At 55.4% G+C, this 20,263-nt stretch carries 20 protein-coding genes, 1 tRNA gene and 1 riboswitch; of the genes, 2 read left to right on the forward strand and 19 right to left on the reverse strand.

Annotated features, from left to right (window positions below; translation table 11 throughout):
• Position 1 precedes the first annotated feature (1 nt).
• The 4 genes from DPEP_RS11275 to DPEP_RS11290 are packed head-to-tail and all read right to left on the reverse strand — an operon-like array spanning position 2 to position 4,395.
• Complete coding sequence (locus DPEP_RS11275) at positions 2-1,252, reverse strand: bifunctional 3,4-dihydroxy-2-butanone-4-phosphate synthase/GTP cyclohydrolase II (RefSeq protein WP_040382638.1); 1,251 nt, start codon at positions 1,250-1,252, stop codon at positions 2-4.
• Positions 1,246-1,899 (reverse strand): riboflavin synthase, encoded by a 654-nt coding sequence (locus DPEP_RS11280; RefSeq protein ID WP_005662160.1) that lies wholly within the window; start codon positions 1,897-1,899, stop codon positions 1,246-1,248. Before DPEP_RS11280 ends, DPEP_RS11275 begins: the two co-directional genes overlap by 7 nt.
• A complete protein-coding gene (ribD, locus tag DPEP_RS11285; RefSeq protein ID WP_005662161.1) occupies positions 1,872-2,942 on the reverse strand; it encodes a bifunctional diaminohydroxyphosphoribosylaminopyrimidine deaminase/5-amino-6-(5-phosphoribosylamino)uracil reductase RibD in 1,071 nt (356 codons plus the stop codon). Before ribD ends, DPEP_RS11280 begins: the two co-directional genes overlap by 28 nt.
• Complete coding sequence (locus DPEP_RS11290; protein ID WP_005662162.1) at positions 2,926-4,395, reverse strand: excinuclease ABC subunit UvrC; 1,470 nt, start codon at positions 4,393-4,395, stop codon at positions 2,926-2,928. The genes ribD and DPEP_RS11290 overlap by 17 nt, the downstream gene beginning before the upstream one ends.
• Before the next feature lie 111 nt (positions 4,396-4,506).
• Here DPEP_RS11290 and cysS point away from each other — a divergent pair, with 111 nt between their 5' ends.
• Both cysS and clpB read left to right on the forward strand, forming a co-directional pair.
• Positions 4,507-5,916: a cysteine--tRNA ligase gene (gene cysS / locus DPEP_RS11295; RefSeq protein ID WP_005662163.1), complete on the forward strand. Its 1,410-nt coding sequence runs from the start codon at positions 4,507-4,509 to the stop codon at positions 5,914-5,916.
• 112 nt (positions 5,917-6,028) lie between these two features.
• Positions 6,029-8,626 carry an ATP-dependent chaperone ClpB gene (gene clpB / locus DPEP_RS11300; RefSeq protein WP_005662164.1) on the forward strand — a complete coding sequence of 866 codons (2,598 nt, stop codon included), beginning with the start codon at positions 6,029-6,031 and terminating at the stop codon, positions 8,624-8,626.
• On the opposite strand, the gene ribB is transcribed toward clpB, so the two are convergent.
• The 15 genes from ribB to DPEP_RS11370 form a co-directional block, all read right to left on the reverse strand.
• Positions 8,623-9,261, reverse strand: coding sequence for a 3,4-dihydroxy-2-butanone-4-phosphate synthase (gene ribB / locus DPEP_RS11305; RefSeq protein WP_005662165.1), 639 nt, complete (start codon positions 9,259-9,261; stop codon positions 8,623-8,625). The genes clpB and ribB overlap by 4 nt on opposite strands.
• Positions 9,262-9,342: 81 nt before the next feature.
• Positions 9,343-9,477, reverse strand: a riboswitch (FMN riboswitch).
• Positions 9,478-9,546: 69 nt separating this feature from the next.
• A tRNA-Sec gene (locus DPEP_RS13335) sits at positions 9,547-9,645 on the reverse strand.
• Positions 9,646-9,707: 62 nt separating this feature from the next.
• Positions 9,708-10,112: a J domain-containing protein gene (locus DPEP_RS11310; protein WP_005662166.1), complete on the reverse strand. Its 405-nt coding sequence runs from the start codon at positions 10,110-10,112 to the stop codon at positions 9,708-9,710.
• The gene (locus tag DPEP_RS11315; RefSeq protein WP_005662167.1) at positions 10,113-11,423 is read right to left on the reverse strand and encodes a thymidine phosphorylase; all 1,311 of its coding nucleotides are present in this window, start codon (positions 11,421-11,423) and stop codon (positions 10,113-10,115) included.
• A 2-nt stretch (positions 11,424-11,425) separates the two neighbouring features.
• Positions 11,426-12,244, reverse strand: coding sequence for a purine-nucleoside phosphorylase (locus DPEP_RS11320; protein WP_005662168.1), 819 nt, complete (start codon positions 12,242-12,244; stop codon positions 11,426-11,428).
• 20 nt (positions 12,245-12,264) lie between these two features.
• On the reverse strand, positions 12,265-13,158 hold the full coding sequence (locus DPEP_RS11325; protein WP_005662171.1) for a tyrosine-type recombinase/integrase: 894 nt from the start codon (positions 13,156-13,158) through the stop codon (positions 12,265-12,267).
• A 50-nt stretch (positions 13,159-13,208) separates the two neighbouring features.
• A complete protein-coding gene (locus DPEP_RS11330; protein ID WP_005662173.1) occupies positions 13,209-13,751 on the reverse strand; it encodes an NUDIX hydrolase in 543 nt (180 codons plus the stop codon).
• A 3-nt stretch (positions 13,752-13,754) separates the two neighbouring features.
• Positions 13,755-14,321, reverse strand: a complete 567-nt coding sequence (locus tag DPEP_RS11335) for a 2-oxoacid:acceptor oxidoreductase family protein (protein ID WP_005662175.1) — start codon at positions 14,319-14,321, stop codon at positions 13,755-13,757.
• Positions 14,322-14,334: 13 nt separating this feature from the next.
• Complete coding sequence (locus DPEP_RS11340; RefSeq protein ID WP_005662177.1) at positions 14,335-15,081, reverse strand: thiamine pyrophosphate-dependent enzyme; 747 nt, start codon at positions 15,079-15,081, stop codon at positions 14,335-14,337.
• 12 nt (positions 15,082-15,093) lie between these two features.
• Positions 15,094-16,152 (reverse strand): 3-methyl-2-oxobutanoate dehydrogenase subunit VorB, encoded by a 1,059-nt coding sequence (gene vorB, locus DPEP_RS11345; RefSeq protein ID WP_005662179.1) that lies wholly within the window; start codon positions 16,150-16,152, stop codon positions 15,094-15,096.
• Positions 16,153-16,163: 11 nt separating this feature from the next.
• Complete coding sequence (locus DPEP_RS11350; RefSeq protein ID WP_040383460.1) at positions 16,164-16,379, reverse strand: 4Fe-4S dicluster domain-containing protein; 216 nt, start codon at positions 16,377-16,379, stop codon at positions 16,164-16,166.
• A 41-nt stretch (positions 16,380-16,420) separates the two neighbouring features.
• Positions 16,421-17,218: a DEAD/DEAH box helicase family protein gene (locus DPEP_RS11355; RefSeq protein WP_005662182.1), complete on the reverse strand. Its 798-nt coding sequence runs from the start codon at positions 17,216-17,218 to the stop codon at positions 16,421-16,423.
• The gene (fmt, locus tag DPEP_RS11360) at positions 17,215-18,150 is read right to left on the reverse strand and encodes a methionyl-tRNA formyltransferase (RefSeq protein ID WP_005662184.1); all 936 of its coding nucleotides are present in this window, start codon (positions 18,148-18,150) and stop codon (positions 17,215-17,217) included. Before fmt ends, DPEP_RS11355 begins: the two co-directional genes overlap by 4 nt.
• On the reverse strand, positions 18,147-18,641 hold the full coding sequence (def, locus tag DPEP_RS11365) for a peptide deformylase (RefSeq protein WP_005662186.1): 495 nt from the start codon (positions 18,639-18,641) through the stop codon (positions 18,147-18,149). Before def ends, fmt begins: the two co-directional genes overlap by 4 nt.
• Before the next feature lie 80 nt (positions 18,642-18,721).
• On the reverse strand, positions 18,722-20,260 hold the full coding sequence (locus DPEP_RS11370; RefSeq protein ID WP_005662188.1) for a S1 RNA-binding domain-containing protein: 1,539 nt from the start codon (positions 20,258-20,260) through the stop codon (positions 18,722-18,724).
• Positions 20,261-20,263: the final 3 nt, after the last annotated feature.

Consider the following 20,263-nt stretch of genomic DNA (forward strand, 5'->3'; position numbering starts at 1 on the left):
CTCAGTTCAAGATATCCTTAAGGTGAAGGACATGCCCCATGCGGGCTTCCTTGGTAGACAGATACCTGCGGTTGTGTTCGTTCGGCTCTATTATCACCGGAACCCGTTCCTCTATGGTCAGACCGTACCCCTCCAGCCCGACCACCTTGAGGGGATTGTTGGTCATAAGCCTGATACTGGAGAGCCCCAGGTCTTTCAGTATCTGGGCGCCCAGTCCATATTCCCTGAGATCAGGCTTGTGCCCCAGTGCGACGTTGGCGTCCACCGTATCCATCCCCTCCTCCTGGAGGCGGTAGGCCTTCAGCTTTTCCAGTAAGCCGATTCCTCTGCCTTCCTGACGCATATACAGGACCACCCCTCTGCCTTCCTTTTCCACCGCACGTAGGGCGGCGTGAAGCTGAGGACCGCAGTCGCATCGTAGGGATCCGAAGACGTCTCCCGTCATGCACTCGGAATGAACCCTTACCAAAACGGGGGCCTCTCCGTCGAGATCTCCCTTCACCAAGGCGATGTGAAGCTTGTCCGGCACGTCCTCCAGAAGGCTCCTGTAGGCATGAGCCTTGAAATCGCCGTACTCGGTGGGAAGGAGTATCTCAGCCACCTTCTCCACCAAAACGGTCCTCTCGGTCCTGTATCTTATGAGATCCCTTATTGAGATCAGCTTGAGACCGTGTTCGCGGCAAAATTTACCGAGGTCGGTCAGCCTTGCCATGGATCCGTCGTCTTTTATGATCTCGCATATCATCCCGGCAGGACTCATTCCGGCCAACCTTGCCAGATCCACCGCCGCCTCGGTATGCCCGGACCGTTTAAGCACTCCTCCGTTTCTCCCTATGAGGGGGAATACATGCCCTGGCCTCATCAGATCTGACGGAACGGTCTCGGGATCGGCCAAAGCCCTGGCCGTCATGGCCCTTTCCTCCGCCGATATACCTGTAGTCGTTCCTTCTCGAAGGTCCACGCTGACGGTGAAAGCAGTACCGTGACGGTCGCTTCCATCCCTCACCATCGGTTCCAGACCGACCTTAGAGGCCTGCTCTTCCGTTATTGGCACGCAGACCAGCCCTCTGGCGTGACGGATCATGAAGTTTACCGACTCGGGTGTAGCACATTCGGCTGCCATCACGAGATCGCCCTCGTTTTCTCTGTCCTCGTCGTCCACCACTACGACCATCCTGCCTTTGGATATATCCTCTATGGCTTCCTCGATGGAAGCGAAAATGTCTTTATTCGAACTCACAGCCGTCACCATCCGATTTCGTCAAGTCGTTCAATGCTCAATCCCCCCTCACGGGGGGAGCTCTCCTCTACCTTCAAACCCAGAAGGCGCTCGACGTAACGTCCTAACACATCGACCTCCAGGTTAACAACGCCCCCTATCGATAGGTTGGACAGATTGGTATCGCTCAAGGTGGTCGGTATAACCGCCACGGAGACCAGAGGACCGTCCAAAGACGCTATCGTCAGGCTGATGCCGTCCAATGCGATGGACCCCTTGTGGACGACGTATCTCTCCAGTTCCGACGGAATCTCGAAGATCATCTCGGACGAACCGCCAGAACGGACGAAAGACCTCAATATCGCCGTCCCATCCACATGCCCCGTCACTATATGCCCGTCCAGACCGCTATCCAACCTGAGAGCCCTCTCCAGGTTCACCCTGTCTCCGGGCCTAAGAGAGAAAAATCGAGTTCTCTTCATGGTCTCCTCGGTCACGTCTGCCTCGAATCGCCCTCCTCCGGACGACCTTACGGTCAGACAAGCACCGGAGACCGCGACGGACTCTCCTCGAAAGAGCGTATCCGCCATGGAACCAGCATCGACTGAGATCACAAAGACCCCGTCTCTCCTTCCGATGGAACGAACCGTTCCTACCGTTTCAATAAGTCCCGTGAACAAGGGAAAACCCCCTCCAGCCATAGATCTCCATCCTGACCTCTGCACGAGATCAAAGATAAATTCATCGACTCCTCCATCGAGGATAAAATCATGCCGGGCGTCATCGTCTGCCCCTGCCCCATAATCTTGGGGGCGACGAACAAGGAGACCTCGTCGACGAGACCGTCACTCAGAAGGGACGAGATGATACGCCCTCCGCCCTCCACCAGTAGTCTCCTGACTCCAGATCCGTAGAGATCTCTCAGGACCGTCTCCAGATCGACCTGTCCGTTCTTTTCTGGAATCACTCTCTCTCCATTTAGCCCTGCGAATCGTTTTGTATAGATTATACATCTATCGTCCAGAAAGACACGCCGATTTTCATCGATCCCTCCGATCACGACGGGAATAGGCGACTTTCCTGGAACATCCCTCACTGTCAAGGCAGGGTCGTCCGCGGTTACCGTGCCCCTGCCTACCATGACCGCGTCCGATTCGGACCTGAGCAGATGAGCCTTTACCCTGGAGGTACCGTTGGTTATCCACTTGCTTTTCCCGTCCGGGAGGGACATATCGCCGTCCAGACTGATGGCGGCCTTTACCGTCACCCAGGGCAAACCGGCGAGGGCTCCTTTGATAAACCCTCTGTTGAGCCATCGACACTCTTCCTCCAAAACTCCGACGGACACATCCACCCCGGCGGAACGAAGTATCTCGATTCCCCGCCCAGAAACCCTGGGGTCCGGATCTACCGTCGCCACGACACACCTCCCTATGCCGGCTTCCACTAGGGCGGGAGCACAGGGTGGAGTCTTGCCGTGATGTGAACAGGGCTCCAGCGTCACGTAGGCAGTGGCCCCCGCTACCCCTCCGACAGCGGACATCAATGCCTCCCTCTCTGCATGGGGGGCTCCGCAACGACGGTGATACCCCTCCCCCAGTATCTCCCCGTCCCTCGCTATGACGCATCCGACCATGGGGTTAGGAGACGTGTAACCGGTCCCTCTCATGGCCAGGCTAAGGGCTCTCCTCATATAGGTGACGTCTTCAACTCTGCTTTTCATCGTCGATACCTCCGAGATGTCTCAATATATTCCTGGCATGGGATTCCCCTATTCCGGGAACCTCCATCAGAGCGGATTCTCCGAGCCTGGCGATCTGCTGGACGCTTCCGAACCGAGCAAGAAGGGCGGCTGCCCTGCGCTTACCTATTCCGGGGATCTCCTCCAGGGCGGAGCGTCTTAGCCTCTCCTGCCTCTTTCCTCTGTGGGTCGTTATGGCGTAGCGATGGGACTCGTCCCTTACCCTCTGGAGCAACCTCAACGCCGGGTCGTTTCTCTCCAGCTCGATAGGCTCCTCCGAATCCAGGGTAAAGACGAGCTCCTCCCTCTTCGCTAGGGACATCACCGGGATAGAAAGGCCCAGCTCCGACAGGGCCTCGGAGGCAAAACGAAGCTGTTCGGGACCTCCGTCTATCAGTATGAGCTGAGGAAGAGGGGCCTCTCCCTCAAGACATTTTCTGTATCTCCTGGTCACGGTCTCCTTCATTGACCTGAAATCGTCTATGCCCTGGACCTCCCTTATGCCGAAGCGCCTGTAGAGGGACGGGTTGGGCAACCCCTGTTCGAAAACCACGACCACCCCGTAGGTCTCGTGTCCCGACGAATGGGAAATGTCAAAACCGTCGATGCGCCAGGGTACGGTGGGCAAGCCGACGATCTCCTGAAGATCGCAAAGTACCTGCCAGGTATCCTCGTCCAGATCGGCGGACAGGGTGGCGGACACCTTCTGCCTGGAGAAACGCCACAGGGCCCTCAGGGTATCCCTGAGCCTCGCCGCCTCCTCGAACCGCATCTCCCTAGCCCTCCTGTCCATCCTCTTCCTGAGCCTATCGGTCACCTCCAAAGTCTGTCCACGAAGCAACAGTACCACGTCGTCTAGGACATCGCCGTATTCTCCTTTGGAACAGAGCCCCACGCAGGGAGCTAAACACTTTCCCAGAGAGTGTCTCAGGCAGGGGCGAGTCAGATGAACCTTGGAAAAATCGTGTCTGCAGGTCCTGAGGGGGAAATACCTCTCGATCAGCCGCAACACTCTTCGAAGCTCTCCGGCGCTTACGTAGGGGCCTATATGGAGCCCCTCGCCCTTACGGAGAGTCACCTCCAGCCTGGGAAAATCGTCGTCTGTGACGTATACGTATGGATACCGTTCGTTCATCTTGAGATCTACGTTGAAAAAGGGCATTATCTTTTTTATCAGACGGGACTCCACTATCAGTGCCTCCGCCTCGGTCTCGGTCCTTATGGTGGAGATATCCTCTATGGAGGCCACCAGTTTTCTGAGCCTGGAAGAAGCGTAGCCGGAAGCATGGCGGAAGTAGGACGAGACCCTCTTCTTAAGCGACTTAGCCTTGCCCACATATATAATCTCTCCGTCGGAGTCGTGCATAAGATAGACCCCAGGCCTGTTGGGAAAGGTTCGTACCAATTTTTTGAGACGTTCCAGTCGATCCGTCATGGCTACCTCCGAACATAGGTGAAAAAGTGGCAAAATATTAGAGGAACAGTATAATCAGTATGTACCTGGAAATCCAGTTCCACCCAAACGAAAAGATGGAGGTTTCATGTCATGAGTCTTGTTCTGTACAACGATCTAACCAGAAAAAAAGAGCCCTTCGTTCCCCTAAAGGACGGCGAGGTCGGCTTTTACAGCTGCGGCCCGACGGTTTACGACTACTTCCATATAGGCAACGCCAGACCCTTCATCGTCTTCGACGTCCTTCGACGTTACATGGAGTTCTCGGGCTACAGGGTGACCTTTGTCCAGAACTTTACCGACGTGGACGACAAGATGATAAACCGCGCCAACGAGATGGGAATAACGGTCCAGGAGCTGGCGGAGAAGACCATCGCGGATTACTTCGAGGACGCCGACGCTCTTGGCATAAAGAGGGCCACCCACTACCCCAGGGCCACTGAACACATCGAGGAAATTATCGACCTGGTAAAACGGCTGGAGGAATCGGGACACGCCTACGAGGTCGACGGGGTCGTCTATTTCGACGTATCCTCCTTCCCGGAATACGGCAAACTCTCCCGACAGAACATCGAGGAACTCCAGTCCGGGTCCAGGATAGAGGTAAACAGCTCCAAGAGAAACCCCCTCGACTTCGTCCTCTGGAAGGCCCAGAAGCCGGGAGAACCGGCCTGGGACAGCCCCTGGGGCAAGGGACGACCGGGATGGCACATAGAGTGCAGCGCCATGGCGATGAAATACCTGGGCAACACCCTGGACATCCACTCGGGAGGGACGGACCTGACCTTTCCCCACCACGAAAACGAGATAGCCCAGGCGGAGGCCGCCACGGAGGAGGTCTTCGTACGCTACTGGCTCCATAACGAATATATCCTCATAGACAAGGAAAAGATGTCCAAGTCTCTGGGCAACTTCATGACCGCCAGGGAGGCCAGAAAACACTACTCCCCTCTTGCCATAAGGATGTTCATGCTCAGCGCCCACTATAGGTCGCCGGTCAACTTCGGCCCCGAGGGCCTCCAGCAGGCCACCGCCGCCCTGGAAAGGCTCCACAATTGCTGGAGCGACTTCCGTTACGCCGCCGACAACCGTCCTCATTCCCAGGGACAGGACGACATAGTCGAGTCCATAAAGCGGCACAGGGACGACTTCGTGGCGGCCATGGACGACGACTTCAACACCGCCGGTGCCATAGGACATATATTCGAAGCAGTCTCCACAGTGAACGGCCACCTCAAGGGCAACGACTCTCTGTCCTCGGAGGGGATAAAGGCGATAGAGGACTTCTTCCGGGACGTCGACTCAATAATGGGCCTTATAGGCCTGGATTCGGACGGCCAAGACGACGACTCGGAAGAGATAGAGTCCCTGATCCGCAAGAGAGAGGAAGCCAGATCCGCCAAGGACTTCGCCACGTCCGACGCCATAAGAGATCAACTGGCGGCCAAAGGAGTCATACTCGAGGACACCCCACAGGGAACCAAGTGGAAGAAAAAGATATAGACCTAATAACGATCTAAAAGCGGCTTCGGCCGCTTTTTTTTTACCCCTTGACTGACCAAGACTGATCTTGTATCATACGTCAAGAAAGGTCAAACAAGAGGAGGTTTACCCCATGGACCTACAGAAAATGACTTTGAAATCCCAGGAGGCCCTCTCGGCCGCCAGGGACATCTCTATAAGAGAAGGACACCAGGAGGTCGACGTCGAGCACCTCCTATCGGCGTTGCTCTCTCAGGAGGACGGCCTGGTCCCATCCCTGTTTGACAGGATGGACGTCCCAATCGAGCCGGTGAGGACATCTCTACGAGACGCTCTGTCGAAGAAGCCCCGGATAAGCGGAGGCGGCTACGATCCAGAGAAGATCTACGTCTCCCAGAGGCTGTCGAGAATGCTGCTATCCGCCCAGGAAAGGGCGAAGGAGCTCAAGGACGAATACGTATCGGTGGAGCACATATTCGGTGCCATGGTGGACGGAGCCCCAGACCCGGTGGCGGAACTGCTCCGTTCCTCCGGCGTCGACAGAGATCGTTTCCTAAAGGCACTCACCTCCCTTCGAGGAAATCAGAGGGTCCAGAGCGCCACCCCCGAGACCACCTACGAGGCACTGAAGAAATACGGAGTAGACCTGGTCGAACAGGCCAAAAACGGTAAACTCGATCCCGTCATAGGACGAGACGAGGAGATCCTGAGGGTCATCCGTATACTGTCTAGAAAGACAAAGAACAACCCCGTCCTCATAGGCGAACCCGGTGTGGGCAAGACGGCGATAGTAGAAGGCCTGGCCCAGAGAATACTGAATGGAGATGTTCCGGACAGCATCAAGGGACACGGGGTCTTCGCGCTGGACATGGGCTCCCTGGTCGCCGGAGCGAAGTATCGAGGCGAGTTCGAGGAACGATTGAAGGCGGTCCTTAACGAGGTCAGAGAGAGCGACGGCCGGATTCTTCTCTTCATAGACGAGCTCCACACCATAGTCGGAGCCGGCAAGACCGAAGGATCCATGGACGCCGGCAACATGCTCAAGCCCATGCTCGCCAGAGGAGAGCTCCACTGCATAGGTGCCACCACTCTGGACGAATACAGGCGTTACATAGAGAAGGACGCCGCCCTGGAGAGGCGTTTCCAACCGGTCATTGTGGATCCTCCGTCTGTCGAGGACGCCATATCCATACTTAGAGGCCTCAGGGAACGCTTTCAGGTACACCATGGCGTCAGGATAACGGACAGCGCCGTGGTGGCGTCGGTGACGCTGTCGGACCGTTATATAACCGACCGTTTCCTTCCCGACAAGGCCATAGACCTCATAGACGAATCCTGTGCCATGCTCCGAACCGAGATAGACTCCATGCCCTCCGAGCTGGACGGGGTCTCCAGAAAGGTAATGAGACTGGAGATCGAGGAGGCCGCCCTAAAGAAGGAGGACGACCAGGCCAGCGCAGAGAGGCTCAAGGAACTCCAGAGGGAGCTCCAGGACCTCCGGGAGGAGGCCGCCTCCCTCAGATCCCGCTACGAGGCGGAAAAGGAACGAATCCAGTCGGTCCGTTCCGTTCGAGAGGAGATAGACCGAATCGGCCGAGAGATCGAGGAAGCCGAGAGAAACTACGACCTGAACCGGGCCGCCGAGCTCAAGCATGGAAGGCTTCCCGAACTCCGTAAAGAACTGGCCGAAAGGGAGAGGGCCATGGAGGAATCCGGAGGGACCAGGCTCCTCAGGGAAGAGGTCACTGAGGAGGAGGTCTCCGAGATCGTCAGCAAGTGGACCGGCATCCCCGTCTCACGACTGGTCGAGGGAGAGAGGGAAAAACTTCTCCGACTGGACGAGATCCTACACCGCAGGGTCATAGGTCAGGACGAGGCGGTGGACCTGGTAGTCAACGCCGTAATGAGAGCTAGAGCCGGCATAAAAGACCCCCGCCGTCCCATAGGTTCCTTCATATTCCTCGGGCCTACAGGAGTCGGCAAGACCGAGCTGGCCAAGGCCCTGGCCGAATCCCTCTTCGACACGGAGGAGAACATCGTAAGGATCGACATGAGCGAGTACATGGAACAACACTCGGTAGCCCGTCTAATAGGCTCTCCTCCGGGATACGTGGGTTACGAAGACGGAGGTCAGCTCACCGAGGCAGTCCGCAGAAAGCCCTACAGCGTGGTCCTCTTCGACGAAATAGAGAAGGCCCACAGGGAGGTATTCAACGTCCTCCTACAGATACTGGACGACGGCAGAATAACCGACAGCCACGGCAGGACGGTCGACTTCAAGAACACCGTGATAATAATGACCAGCAATATAGGCTCCGCTAGGTTGCTTCAGGGAATCATGCCTTCCGGGGAGATCCCTCAGGACATCAAGAACTCGGTTATGGGAGAGCTCAGAGGACATTTCCGCCCGGAGTTCTTGAACAGGGTCGACGACATCGTCCTGTTTACTCCTCTGAACCAGGAACAGATAGTCCTCATAGTGGACCTGCTCCTTGAGGACCTGCGCTCCCGCCTGAAGGACAGAAAAGTTATCCTGAAGGTGACCGACGAGGCGATGAGAAAGATAGGATCCGACGGATACGATCCGGTCTACGGCGCCAGACCTCTGAAGAGATTCATCAGCCATGTCCTGGAGAGCAAGATAGCCAGGGCTATTATCGCCGACCCGAGGGAGGCGATGGAGGTCTCCGTCTCCGTTGAAGACGGAGAGCTGGCGGTAAATATAGACTAGCCTCTCTCCCTGAGGAAGGAGACAATCTCCTCTACGGACAGTACGGGGTAACCATTGGCTGATCCGTATTCCTCTACTGCCTCGCCCTTGGCCATCTCTCCCGATCCGTCGGGGTCCATAAGCTCGCACAGGACCCCGACGGGTTCCAACCCCGCCAACCTCATGAGGTCGACCGTGGCCTCCGTATGTCCCCGTCGCTCCAGGAGACCTCCTGGGCGGGACACCAGAGGAAAGACATGGCCGGGGCGATGTATATCTGAAGGGGCCGCTCCCTCCGCCGACGCTGTCTTGACGGTGGTCAGTCTGTCCGAGGCGGACACGCCGGTGGTAATGCCCTCCGCCGCCTCTATAGAGACGGTGAAAGCCGTTCCGTAACGGCTGGTATTCTTCGATACCATCGGAGGAAGGTCCAGGCTTCTGGCTTTCTCCTCGGTCATGCAGAGACACACTATGCCACTGCAATCCCGGATAAGCCTGGTCATCTGTGGTTCGGTGAGGGATCGGGCGGAAAAAATCAAATCCGCCTCGTTCTCTCTGTCCCTGTCGTCGACGACAAGAACCCCATCTCCTCTTCTGAGGGATGAAAGGGCCTGTTCCACTGGGCAGCTGCATTTGGGCGTATACGTTAGTTCCATTTAAAGAGACCTCCCGAGAGAATAGAGATACCATGGCTCGGGAACTGGAATGATAAAAGGGGGGAATGTCCAATTGAGATGCGGCATCCTCTCTCTTCCGGACTATGACCGTCGGCTCTGGAGTCTCACCAGATCAACGCATTGAGCGCTCGCGGGCTTACCGGAAAAATCCGGATCACCGCCGGTGGGGAATTTCACCCCGCCCCGAGAATGGCTGTCGAAACTATAACATATATGAGACCATAAAAAAAGCCGCCCTTCCAGGCGGCTTTTCTGTCTTAATTTTGGCGGAAGCGTGTGAGAATCGAACTCACCGGAGACGGCCTATACCGCCTCCCGCGCGGGTTTGAAGCCCGGGGCGCCCACCAGGACACATTCGCTTCCGACGAAACGTGATGTATTGTACCCCATAAGGATCGATTTGAAAACCCCGAGGAAAGCCGTCGTCAGAAACCCCTCTCTTTTCTTATGGAGTCGTAGGCGGCCTGTATCTCCTGAAATTTCCTCGAAGCCAATTTCACGAAATCGTCATCCAGACTCATCCCAACGAATCTATCGGGATGATACTTGGCTATAAGCTCCCTGTATTTTTTCTTTATCTCATCGGTAGAACTGGATCTGGAACAACCCAGTACGATATAGGGATCGATCGTCGAACGGCCATCGTAGGAGAAACCCCCGCTTCCAGACCTCTCCCCGCCTGGATTTCCATAACCGGATCCGCTGGACCCACCGCCTCCCCGGCTTCTCTGATACATATAAACGGCGATGAAACTCCTCAATATCTTGCCGATCAGATAAAACAAAAACAGGGGAAGCAGAAGCCGCAACAACCGAAGGATAAGGGCCATCTACCTTCCTATCCTCTCCTGAACCAGCTTAGGCACCTCGGGAAGTTCCTCCCGAATGGAAAAAGCTTCCGTCACATAAGGGACACCTGAATCGGCCAGGGATCTATCGTTACAGTAAAGCCTCATCAAAGGCTGGCCTACCGTAACGGAATCTCCGATACCGGCCATTATCTCTATTGCAGCACCGGGATCCACCTGGTCTTCCCTGTTCATTCGTCCACCGCCTATCCTGCGGACCGCCTCTCCGACGGATTTGGTATCCACCGAGTGGATGAAGCCAGGCATTTCAGCTTTAACCTCGTGCACCATCGGGCCATGTTTAAGGTATCTTTCAGGGTGGGAGATAACCTCCTCCGTTCCACCCTGTTCTTTAACGAGATCGGCGAATTTTCTCAGTCCCGCTCCCGAATCGAGGGCATTTCGGGCCATGGCCCGACCGGAGTCGGGAGAATCGGACCGACCTCCCTGAAAGATCATCTCTCCTGCAAGATCCAGACACAGATCCACCGTATCCTCAGGTCCACCGCCTCTCAGGACCTCCATGGATTCGAAAACCTCCATGGAGTTTCCTACCCATCTTCCTAGTGGCTGTTCCATAGAGGTTATGAGGGCAGAGCTTGGAAAACCCAGTTTATCGGATACGTCCACCAGGGATTTCGCCAAAACCTCCGCGTCCTGAATACTCTCCATCAACGCCCCGGAACCGTATTTTACGTCGAAGACGAAGCCGGAGGCTCCCCCGGCGATCTTCTTGCTCACGATGCTCGAACAGATGAGAGGGACGGATTGAACGGTGGAGGTCACGTCTCTGAGCTCGTAGAAAAGGGCCTCCGCTGGCGCCAGATCGTGAGAATGACCGGCGATGGCACAACCGATCCTCTCAACCTGATCGCTAAAATCTGCCAGAGACATATCGACCCTGAACCCCGGGATCGATTCGAGCTTGTCAACAGTACCTCCGGTAAAGCCAAGCCCTCTCCCCGAGAGCTTGGCTACCGGGACGCCGCAGGAGGCCACCAAGGGGACCAGAACCATGGATGTCTTGTCTCCCACACCGCCGGTACTGTGCTTATCGATGCAGTTCAACCCTTTAGGGAAGGAAACCCTCTTTCCCGATTCGGCGAGAGCGGAGGTAAAGCTCAGGAGCTCGTCCTCCTCCATCCCGTTAAGGTAGACCGCCATCAGCCAGGCAGCGACGTGATATTCCCTCACCTGTCCGGTCAGAGCATCGGTCACGAAGGCTTCGATATCTCCTTTATCGTGTTTCCTTCGGTCCCTTTTGGTCTCTATGAACCTCAAGACGTCGAACATGACTACATTTCCAGCTTCTCTATTACCCCGCCGACAAGGGCGGTAAGCTTTCCCGCTGCCTTGCCCATCTCGTCGAGGACCTCCTGCTCGGAAAGTGCCGAGGCGGTCATACCTGCCGCATAATTGGCCACGCAGGAGACGGCGAAGACCTTCATTCCGGCCTGTCTGGCCACTATGACCTCCGGCACGGTGGACATGCCGACCACATCGGCCCCAAGGGTACGAGCCATGCGTATCTCCGCCGGGGTCTCGTAGGAAGGCCCGGTGAAGGCCACGTATACCCCCCTCCTGGTGGTTATGCCCTTGTCCCGCGACACTTCCTCGGCGATATCCAGAAGATCCCTGTCGTAGGCATAGGACATATCGGGGAACCTCTCTCCTAACTCCGAGAGGTTGGGACCTATAAGAGGGTTGGTGCCCATGAGGTTTATATGGTCGTGTATCAAGACCATATCCCCTGGCACCAGACCGTAGCCTATCCCACCGCTGGCGTTGGAGGCCACGAAATAGGGTATTCCCCATCTTCCGAATACCCTCACCGGGAAGACGACCTGATCCATTTGATAGCCCTCGTAGAAATGCAGTCTTCCCTGCATGGCTACGACGGATTTACCGCAGAAAGACCCTGCCACCAGCCTACCGGCATGGCCTGGAGCCGTCGACATAGGCCAATGGGGGATCTCCTCGTAGGGAATCACTATGGGATTCTCTATGGCATCGGCCAAGGCTCCTAGCCCGGAACCCAGTACCACCGCGATATCCGGGGTAAAGCCGACCCTGTCCTTTATGGTCCTCAACGCCTCGTCTATCTTTTTGATCATACGACCTACCTCCTGGGTATCTATGCTCTAGGATGACTACGGTCGTAGACATCCCGTAGTTCCTGATCGAAATGAAGATACTTTTCCGTAGTACCGATGGACTCGTGCCCCAGAAACTCCTGCAAGGTCCGAAGATCCATGCCTCTTCGAAGAAGATGGCTGGCCACGGTGTGTCTTATCACGTGAGGATGAAGACGACTCTGAGATATACCTGCTCTGGAGCCTCTTTTTCTTATCATCTTCCAAAGCGATTCTCGCCTCATTGGACGTCCGTTCCTGGACAGAAAAACCTGGTCGACACCTTCTTTTGCCACCGACGGCCTAGCCTCGTCTATAAAACGCTCTATCCACCGTCTAGCGCTTCCCACCAAGGGGACCATTCTCTCTTTATTACCCTTACCAAATATTATCATACTGGCCCTCTCGAATTGAAGATCCCTCAACTTGAGAGAACATAATTCGGAGGCCCTCAGACCACACCCGTAAAGGGTCTCCAATATGGCTCTATCCCTAAAGTCCAGATACCCCATTGGATCGCCGTCACAGGCCCCTAAAAGCCTGGAGACCTCCCCTTCGGTCAAAAGCTGAGGCAGTCTTTTAGGCCTATCCGGCAAGGGCGGCATAGGAACATCGTCCGAGACATAGCCCTCGACGACCAAGAAGTTAATCCATGTCCTGACCGCGGCGCACTTCCTCTGAATCGTAGCCGGAGCAAGGTCGATCGATCTCATATAGTGGACGTATTTTCCGTAAAGGTCCGAGTCGGAAGCGACGGGATCCCTGCCCGATCGGGAACAGAAATCGTTCCATTGACTTATATCGACACGGTAAGCTTTGCAGGTGTTCTGGCTCTCCCCCAGCTCAAGAGAGAGATAGCTTAAAAATTGCCCTAGGATGGAAGAAAAGGACGTCATAGACTCAGCTCCTGACGAAGGATAACGAAAAGGGAGGCACAAGGCCTCCCTTAATGATATGCTATTTTCCCCTCTAAAGCCAGTCGGGAAAGGATCGCGACGGTCTTGCCGTCTCGGATCGTCCCGTCTCGGATCATATCCCAAACCTCAGGTATAGGCACCTTGCGGACCACGATCGATTCATCGTCGTCGGCGGGAAGTTTGGAAGGGGAGAGTCCATCGGCCCAGAAGAATATCAATTCCTCCTCGCTGAACCCCGGAGAGGTGTAGAGTCTCCCGATCTCCTCCATCCGGTCGGCTCGATAGCCTATCTCCTCCTGTATCTCCCTGCAAGCGGTCTCAACGGGGGATTCCCCCTTTTCGACTATGCCTGCCGGGATCTCCAGGAGGGAGGTTCTCACCGCATATCTGAACTGTTCCACCAAAAACAGACATCCGTCCTGAACAGCCACGATTCCGACCGCGGGAGAGTGTTCAACGACCTCTCTCTTGGTCTCTCTCCCGTTGGGCATGATCACGTCGTCCACACGAAGGTTCAGTATAGCCCCTTCATAGACCGACCTGGAGGCTATCAACCTCTCCCTTTGATCCATAACCTATTTTTTATTCATCAGCTCTTCGGCTACGGACATGCCCTTGTCGAAGGCCTCGAGGTTCATCGGAAGGAACTTGGGCTTCTTGGCTCCAAGCTTCTCCTTTATGGTTTCAAGAGCGTCATTCTCGGACACCATGCCGGACGCCTTGACGATAACCCCGAGCATTATTATGTTGGCGACCCTGTCGCTTCCGAGATCGTGGGCCATAGTCTGAGCCGGAACGGGAAGGACCGTCACGTCCGTCCTGGGAGAGGAATACTCAACGAGATCACTGTTGTAGATAAGATATCCACCGGGCTTGACCCTGGGAGCGAATTTCTCCAGCGAAGGCTGGTTCATCACAACCACGACGTCGGCGGATTCCACGACGGGAGATCCGATCTCCTCGCTGCTCACAACGCAGGAACAGTTCGCGGTGCCCCCGCGCATTTCGGGACCGTAGGCGGGGATCCAGGTCACGTGACGCCCCTGGTGTATTCCCGAATAGGCTACCAACTGTCCCAACATCATTATTCCCTGTCCGCCGAAGCCGGCGGCTAGAAGATCCATGTAGAACTTATCGGACATATCACCGGCCCCCTTACTCGAAATCCTTGAAGACGCCCAGAGGATAGTAGGGGATCATCTTCTCTATCTGCCACTCGAAGGCCTCTGCCGGGTTCATACCCCAGTTGGTGGGACAGGTGGAGAGGACCTCTATGAAGCAGAACCCTCTGCCTTCCTTCTGGTAGTTGAAAGCTTTCTGGAAGGCCTTCTTGGCCTGCATTATATACTTCGGCTTAGCCAAAGAGACCCGTTCTATATAGGCGGGGGTCTCCAGTGTGGCAAGCATCTCGCACATTCTCATGGGAAATCCGGCAAGCTCGGGATCCCTTCCCTGAGGACAGGTGGTGGCCTTCTGACCTATAAGGGTCGTAGGTGCCATCTGTCCACCGGTCATGCCGTATATGGCATTGTTGATGAAGAAGGTACAGAACTTCTCCCCCCTGTTGGCGGCGTGGACGATCTCTGCCATGCCGATGGAGGCCAGGTCTCCGTCTCCCTGATAGGTAAAGACGAACTTGTCCGGAAGGACCCTTTTGATACCGGTGGCGGTTGCCGGAGCTCTGCCGTGAGCCGCCTCGACGTAATCTATGTCGATATAGTCGTACATCATAGCAGCACATCCTACCGGGGACATGCTGACGGTCTCTTCCTGTATGCCCATCTCGTCGATGACCTCGCAGATCATCCTGTGGGCTATTCCATGACCGCAACCGGGACAATAATGGGTGTGTATGCCTTTTGTCCAGGTCTCAGGACGAGAATAAACTTTGGTTTCAGCCATTATTAGGACCCCCTATCCCAGAATTTGCTTGCACTGATTCTCGATCTCTTCGACCGAGGGGGCTACTCCACCGCAACGACCGTAGAAGCTGACGGGGAAACGGCTCTTCGTAGCGATTTTGACGTCGTCTATCATCTGCCCCATGTTCATCTCGAGATCAAGGATATGCTTAACCCTGTCGGTGAGCTTCTCGAAGGGCTCGTAGGGGAAGGGGAACAGGGTTATGGGACGGATCATTCCAACCTTGTATCCCTGGTCTCTCAGGTGACTTATGGCGGACTTGGCGATACGGGCGGTAGTTCCGTAGGAGGCTATGACCAACTCGGCGTCCTCTACGTGAAGCTCCTCCCACTTGACGTCCTCTTTCTGCATTCTGTCGTACTTTTCCTGAAGCTTGCTGTTGTGGGCCTCAAGAAGCTCGGCGGTGAGGTACATGCTCTTGATAAGAGATCTCTTTTTGCCCTCTCTGGTTCCCTTGTTTCCCAGTCCCCAGCTTTTCCAGTCCCCTCTCTCCGTCTCGTGAGGGGTTATCTCCACCGGCTCCATCATCTGTCCCATGAAACCGTCGGCCAGAATCATGACCGGGTTTCTGTACTTGAAGGCATAGTCCCAGGCGGACTGTACGACCTCCACCGTCTCCTGAAGGGTGCTGGGAGCGAATACCATCAGATGATAGTCTCCGTTTCCGCCACCTTTAGTAGCCTGAAGATAGTCCGCCTGCGAAGGAAGGATACCTCCTAGACCGGGGCCTCCTCTCATGACGTTGACCACGACAGCCGGAAGCTCCGATCCGGCGATATAGCTGAGCCCCTCGGACATGAGCGATATTCCAGGACTGGAGGACGTGGTCATGACCTGGTATCCCGTGGCAGCGGCACCCAATATCATGTTGACCGAAGCAACCTCGCTCTCTCCCTGAATGTAGATCCCTCCGTGCTCGGGAAGGTGAGCAGACATGTACTCGGGGATCTCGTTCTGCGGTGTGATGGGATATCCGAAGAAATACCTGCAACCGGCCTGGATGGCAGCCTCAGCTATCGCCTCGGTTCCTTTCATTAGTACCTTAGCCATATCGATCCCCCCTACTCCGTTTCCTTGTAGACCTCGATGACCGCATCGGGACAGGAGATGGCGCACATCCCGCAACCGATACAACCTTCCTTGTACTGCTCCACTGGACGGTGACCCTTCGAGTTAAGATGATCCGAGATACGAAGCACCTTGACCGGGCAGGCGGCCACGCACAGGCCACAGCTCTTGCAGTACTCTTCGGCGACTTCTATTCGCCCTTTTGCCATGAGCAACAACACCCCTCTCGCGTTTTTTGCTGCACTTTACTTTAGCCCTTGTCAGCCTCCTGACGGAGGATTCGAGCTCCTTGGTTTTTGGAGGGTACCCCTGTAGACCACATGGCACCCTTTTCCCATGGAAGCAACATATATCGTGAAACGGGCCACGGGAACGCCTCTCTGCCGGCGAATCTCCTTACAGCCTCGTCGTCAAGTTGAGGTGGTACTCCGGTATAGAGGACAGGAAGATCCATCTCTTTTCCGGCAGCCTCCACCAGTCTCAGGCCTTCTTCTACGACATCTACGGTAGTCTCCGCCATAAGATGAGAGTTGCAGATCAGCGCTCCTACTTCAAGCTCGCCGATCTCTTCCATACGTCTTCTCATCTTGGAGATCCCCTCTACTGTCGAGGTCATTGGACGGTAGGCGTTTACCACGAGGATAAGCAGATATCCGGCGGACATCATCCTATCCTTGTATTTTTTTAACGCCAGCGCTCCTTCCGCATCTCCCCCTACGTCCATGAGCAATCTGCCGTTAGGTTCGGAAAGTGCCCAATCTACCTGAGCCGTCACCAGGGGCATGTCGGCCCATTTGGCGCTGTCCGGAGCTGTAAGTACCTTGAATCCACTATCCTCCAAGGTCTCACTGACCTGCCGGATGCAGAAATAGGGGTTTATTATGTCCACGTCCGCGATGGTCACGTCCTCACCGACGGAGCTAAACCCCAACGCCAGGTTAAGGACCCATTCGGTTTTGCCGGAACCTAAAGCTCCGGTCACAGCGATCGCCTTGGGCCAGGAATGTCTGTTTATGAGATCTACGAATCTGTTTCGGCTCTGGGTCATAGCAGAAGATCTCCTTCCGAAAGGTGAGAACCCTTGAACCAATCCTTCCCATCGATGGCCCTCCTGCCCTCAGGCTGGACTTCCATCAATTTTACGGAACCGGAAGAACAACGCACTACGGGAAAGCCTTCCTCGTCTATTCTTACCGCACCGACGACATCGTCTAGGTCTTTCTCCGTTAGAGCGGTTCTCCATATCTTGAGCCTTTTATCACGGAAAAACGTGAAGGCTCCCGGGGTGGGATTGAGGGCTCGGGTGGTGTTGTGAAAAGCAACAGCCGACATCTCCCAAGAGAGAAGAGCCTCGGCCTTGTCTATCTTGTGGGCATAGGTAGCTTTAAGGTGATCTTGATCCTGAAGGGAAATTCCCTTCTCTTTCAATAAGTGTACCCCTCTATTCAAAAGATCGCCACCTATGTATGCAAGTCGAAAGAGTAACTCTCCGCCGGTCTCTTCCGAATCTATCTCGGTAGACTGAGAAATCAGGATCGGCCCGGCGTCCATCTTTTCGACCAGACGAAAGACAGTCACGCCGGTTTCCTTGGCTCCGTCCATTATGGCCCTCTGAACCGGAGCGGCTCCTCTGTAAAGAGGCAATGCAGAAGGATGGACGTTCAGGCATCCGTATTCCGGGGTGGAGAGAAAGGGCTCTCCTACTTTCTGGCCGAAATCGATCACTAATATAACCGAGGGACCGTTCGACTCCATACGATCCAGCAGAGCTCGGTCGGAATTTACGTCTATCGATCTGTGGACGTTCAAGCTACGCTCCGTAGCCAGGACGTCCACAGGGGTAGGGGTTTCAGCCAACCCTCTTCGACCGCCTCTCCTGGGAGGCATGGTCACTACCAATTCCGGAATGAGGTTCAAGTCCACGATGCGGCTCAGGCAGAGGGAGGCGAACCTCCCGGTTCCCATGAACCAACAGCTCATAGATCCTCCTTCTTTCTCTTTTGGAGTTTCTTCTTGACCATCTCCCTTTTCATAGGAGATAGATGATCTATCATGAGTTTGCCGTTCAGGTGATCGATCTCATGACACATCGCTCTGGCGAGAAAGCCTTCCGCCTCGATTGAATAGGGCTCTCCGTTTTCGTCCTGGGCTTCCACCACTACCGAAGCTGGCCTGGCTACATCTTCGAAGATCCCAGGAAAACTGAGACAGCCTTCCTGGTCTACCTGTCGACCGTCGTAGTCGACTATCCTGGGGTTGATCAGGACGTGAAGCTTACCCTCGTAGGCGATAACCGCCACCTTGAGGGACTCCCCCACCTGAGGGGCAGCCAGCCCCACTCCGTCGTACTCGTACATAAGAGACTCCATTTCCTCGAGGAAAGACTTGAAGTTATCGTCGAACCGTTCTATCTCCTTGGTAGGCTCTCTGAGAACTGGATCGGGATATATCCTTATAGTCCTATCTGACAAGATAAAAACCTCCTGATTAACGCTAAAACGCCATCCCCTTTTCAGGAGGATGGCGTAAGCGGCAACGTACTCTGTCTAGGCTAGTCTTTGTCGAACAGGTTACCCAGAGCCTCGCCGAAGGCGTCACCTAGGGTTATGGGACCTTCCTCGGACTGGAAGTTGGTCATCGGACGGTTGCTGCCGTCGGATTTCTTCTTCCTAGCTCCGCCCTGAGGAGCCCTCTGTCTCCTGTCGCCCTCTTCGAGAGCGCTTATGCTGAGACGAATTCTACGATCGTCGGGGTTTACCTCGATCACCCGTGCTGTGACCTCCTGCCCCTCGGATAGGACGTCCCCGGGCTTCTCCACCCTTCTGGTGCTGAGCTGGGATATGTGGATCAGGCCCTCCACGCCCTTCTCGAGCTCCACGAAAGCTCCGAAGTCGGCGAGACGGACGACCTTGACGGGAATATCCTGTCCTCTGGAGTATCTGTCCTCTATGCCATCCCACGGATCGTTGAGCTGCTTGTATCCGAGGCTGAGGCGCTTCTTGACCGGATCCACGTTGAGGACGACGGTCTCGACCTCCTGGCCTTTTTTGATGACCTCTTTAGGATGCTTGATCCTGGTCCAGCTCAGATCTCCTATGTGGATAAGGCCCTCTATTCCAGGCTCGACCTCCACGAAGGCACCGAAATCGGTTACGTTCGTGACCGTTCCGGTCGCGGTATCGCCGTCCTTCCACCTCTCGGTGATGGTCTCCCACGGATCGCTCTGGGTCTGTTTAACGCTGAGAGAGATCCTGTTGTGCTCCTGATCTATGCCTATAACCTTGACCTTGACCGTGTCGCCCTTCTTGGCGATGTCCTTGGGCTTGGCGTTTCTCTGCCAGGAAAGCTCGCTGATATGGACGAGACCGTCTATAGGACCGAGGTTAACGAAAACTCCGAAGGAAGTGAGGCTGCTGACCGTCCCTTCCAGAACGGTTCCCTCCGTCACGTCCCTGTAGAAGTTTTCCCTCTGTTCCTTGAGTTCTTCGTCCAGTATGGTCCTGCGGGACAACACGAGACGACGCTTACGACGATCCTTCTCGAGAAGCTTTACGTCGAAGACCTCGTCGATGAACTTGCCTGGGTTTACCCCTCTTCCCTCCTCGGCGAGATGGGAAATCGGGATGAATCCCTCCAGCGAACAGCAGTCCACCATAAGTCCGCCCTTGACCTTGCGAAGTCCTCTGACGGAGAAAGTCTCCTGCCCGGAGATCTTCTCCTCCAGTTCCTGCCACCTGCGATCGAACTCACAGCGCCAACGGCTGACGATAAGCTGAGATTCCTCGCCCTGACGGATGTTGACCACCTGGACCTGAAGCTCCTGTCCAAGCTCGGGCTCCTCGTTGTCGTCGACCAATATATGATGGCTCCACTCTCTGGTAGGCAGGAAACCCTCGCACTTGTAGCCCACGTCCACGAGCCATCCACCGTCGACCTGGTCCACTACCTTGCCGGAAACCACCTTGCCTCTGTGGATCTCCTCAAGCCCACCGGTGCTCTCGAGAAGCTCTTCCATAGTCATAGGTGCGGACTCATCCATGGTCTCGGTCGTGTTTTCCTCGTTTGTGTAGTTCTGCATATCTTCACTCATTAT

It is taken from the genome of Dethiosulfovibrio peptidovorans DSM 11002 (genome assembly GCF_000172975.1).
Taxonomy (GTDB): Bacteria; Synergistota; Synergistia; order Synergistales; family Dethiosulfovibrionaceae; genus Dethiosulfovibrio; species Dethiosulfovibrio peptidovorans.

Bases quoted from the DNA above. Each gene is read 5' to 3' on its own strand.
- DPEP_RS11275 (WP_040382638.1), bottom strand. From the start codon at position 1,252: ATGGTGACGGCTGTGAGTTCGAATAAAGACATTTTCGCTTCCATCGAG.
- ribD (WP_005662161.1), bottom strand. From the start codon at position 2,942: ATGAAAAGCAGAGTTGAAGACGTCACCTATATGAGGAGAGCCCTTAGC.
- DPEP_RS11290 (WP_005662162.1), bottom strand. From the start codon at position 4,395: ATGACGGATCGACTGGAACGTCTCAAAAAATTGGTACGAACCTTTCCC.
- cysS (WP_005662163.1), top strand. From the start codon at position 4,507: ATGAGTCTTGTTCTGTACAACGATCTAACCAGAAAAAAAGAGCCCTTC.
- clpB (WP_005662164.1), top strand. From the start codon at position 6,029: ATGGACCTACAGAAAATGACTTTGAAATCCCAGGAGGCCCTCTCGGCC.
- ribB (WP_005662165.1), bottom strand. From the start codon at position 9,261: ATGGAACTAACGTATACGCCCAAATGCAGCTGCCCAGTGGAACAGGCC.
- DPEP_RS11310 (WP_005662166.1), bottom strand. From the start codon at position 10,112: ATGGCCCTTATCCTTCGGTTGTTGCGGCTTCTGCTTCCCCTGTTTTTG.
- DPEP_RS11315 (WP_005662167.1), bottom strand. From the start codon at position 11,423: ATGTTCGACGTCTTGAGGTTCATAGAGACCAAAAGGGACCGAAGGAAA.
- DPEP_RS11320 (WP_005662168.1), bottom strand. From the start codon at position 12,244: ATGATCAAAAAGATAGACGAGGCGTTGAGGACCATAAAGGACAGGGTC.
- DPEP_RS11325 (WP_005662171.1), bottom strand. From the start codon at position 13,158: ATGACGTCCTTTTCTTCCATCCTAGGGCAATTTTTAAGCTATCTCTCT.
- DPEP_RS11330 (WP_005662173.1), bottom strand. From the start codon at position 13,751: ATGGATCAAAGGGAGAGGTTGATAGCCTCCAGGTCGGTCTATGAAGGG.
- DPEP_RS11335 (WP_005662175.1), bottom strand. From the start codon at position 14,321: ATGTCCGATAAGTTCTACATGGATCTTCTAGCCGCCGGCTTCGGCGGA.
- DPEP_RS11340 (WP_005662177.1), bottom strand. From the start codon at position 15,081: ATGGCTGAAACCAAAGTTTATTCTCGTCCTGAGACCTGGACAAAAGGC.
- vorB (WP_005662179.1), bottom strand. From the start codon at position 16,152: ATGGCTAAGGTACTAATGAAAGGAACCGAGGCGATAGCTGAGGCTGCC.
- DPEP_RS11350 (WP_040383460.1), bottom strand. From the start codon at position 16,379: ATGGCAAAAGGGCGAATAGAAGTCGCCGAAGAGTACTGCAAGAGCTGT.
- DPEP_RS11355 (WP_005662182.1), bottom strand. From the start codon at position 17,218: ATGACCCAGAGCCGAAACAGATTCGTAGATCTCATAAACAGACATTCC.
- fmt (WP_005662184.1), bottom strand. From the start codon at position 18,150: ATGAGCTGTTGGTTCATGGGAACCGGGAGGTTCGCCTCCCTCTGCCTG.
- DPEP_RS11370 (WP_005662188.1), bottom strand. From the start codon at position 20,260: ATGAGTGAAGATATGCAGAACTACACAAACGAGGAAAACACGACCGAG.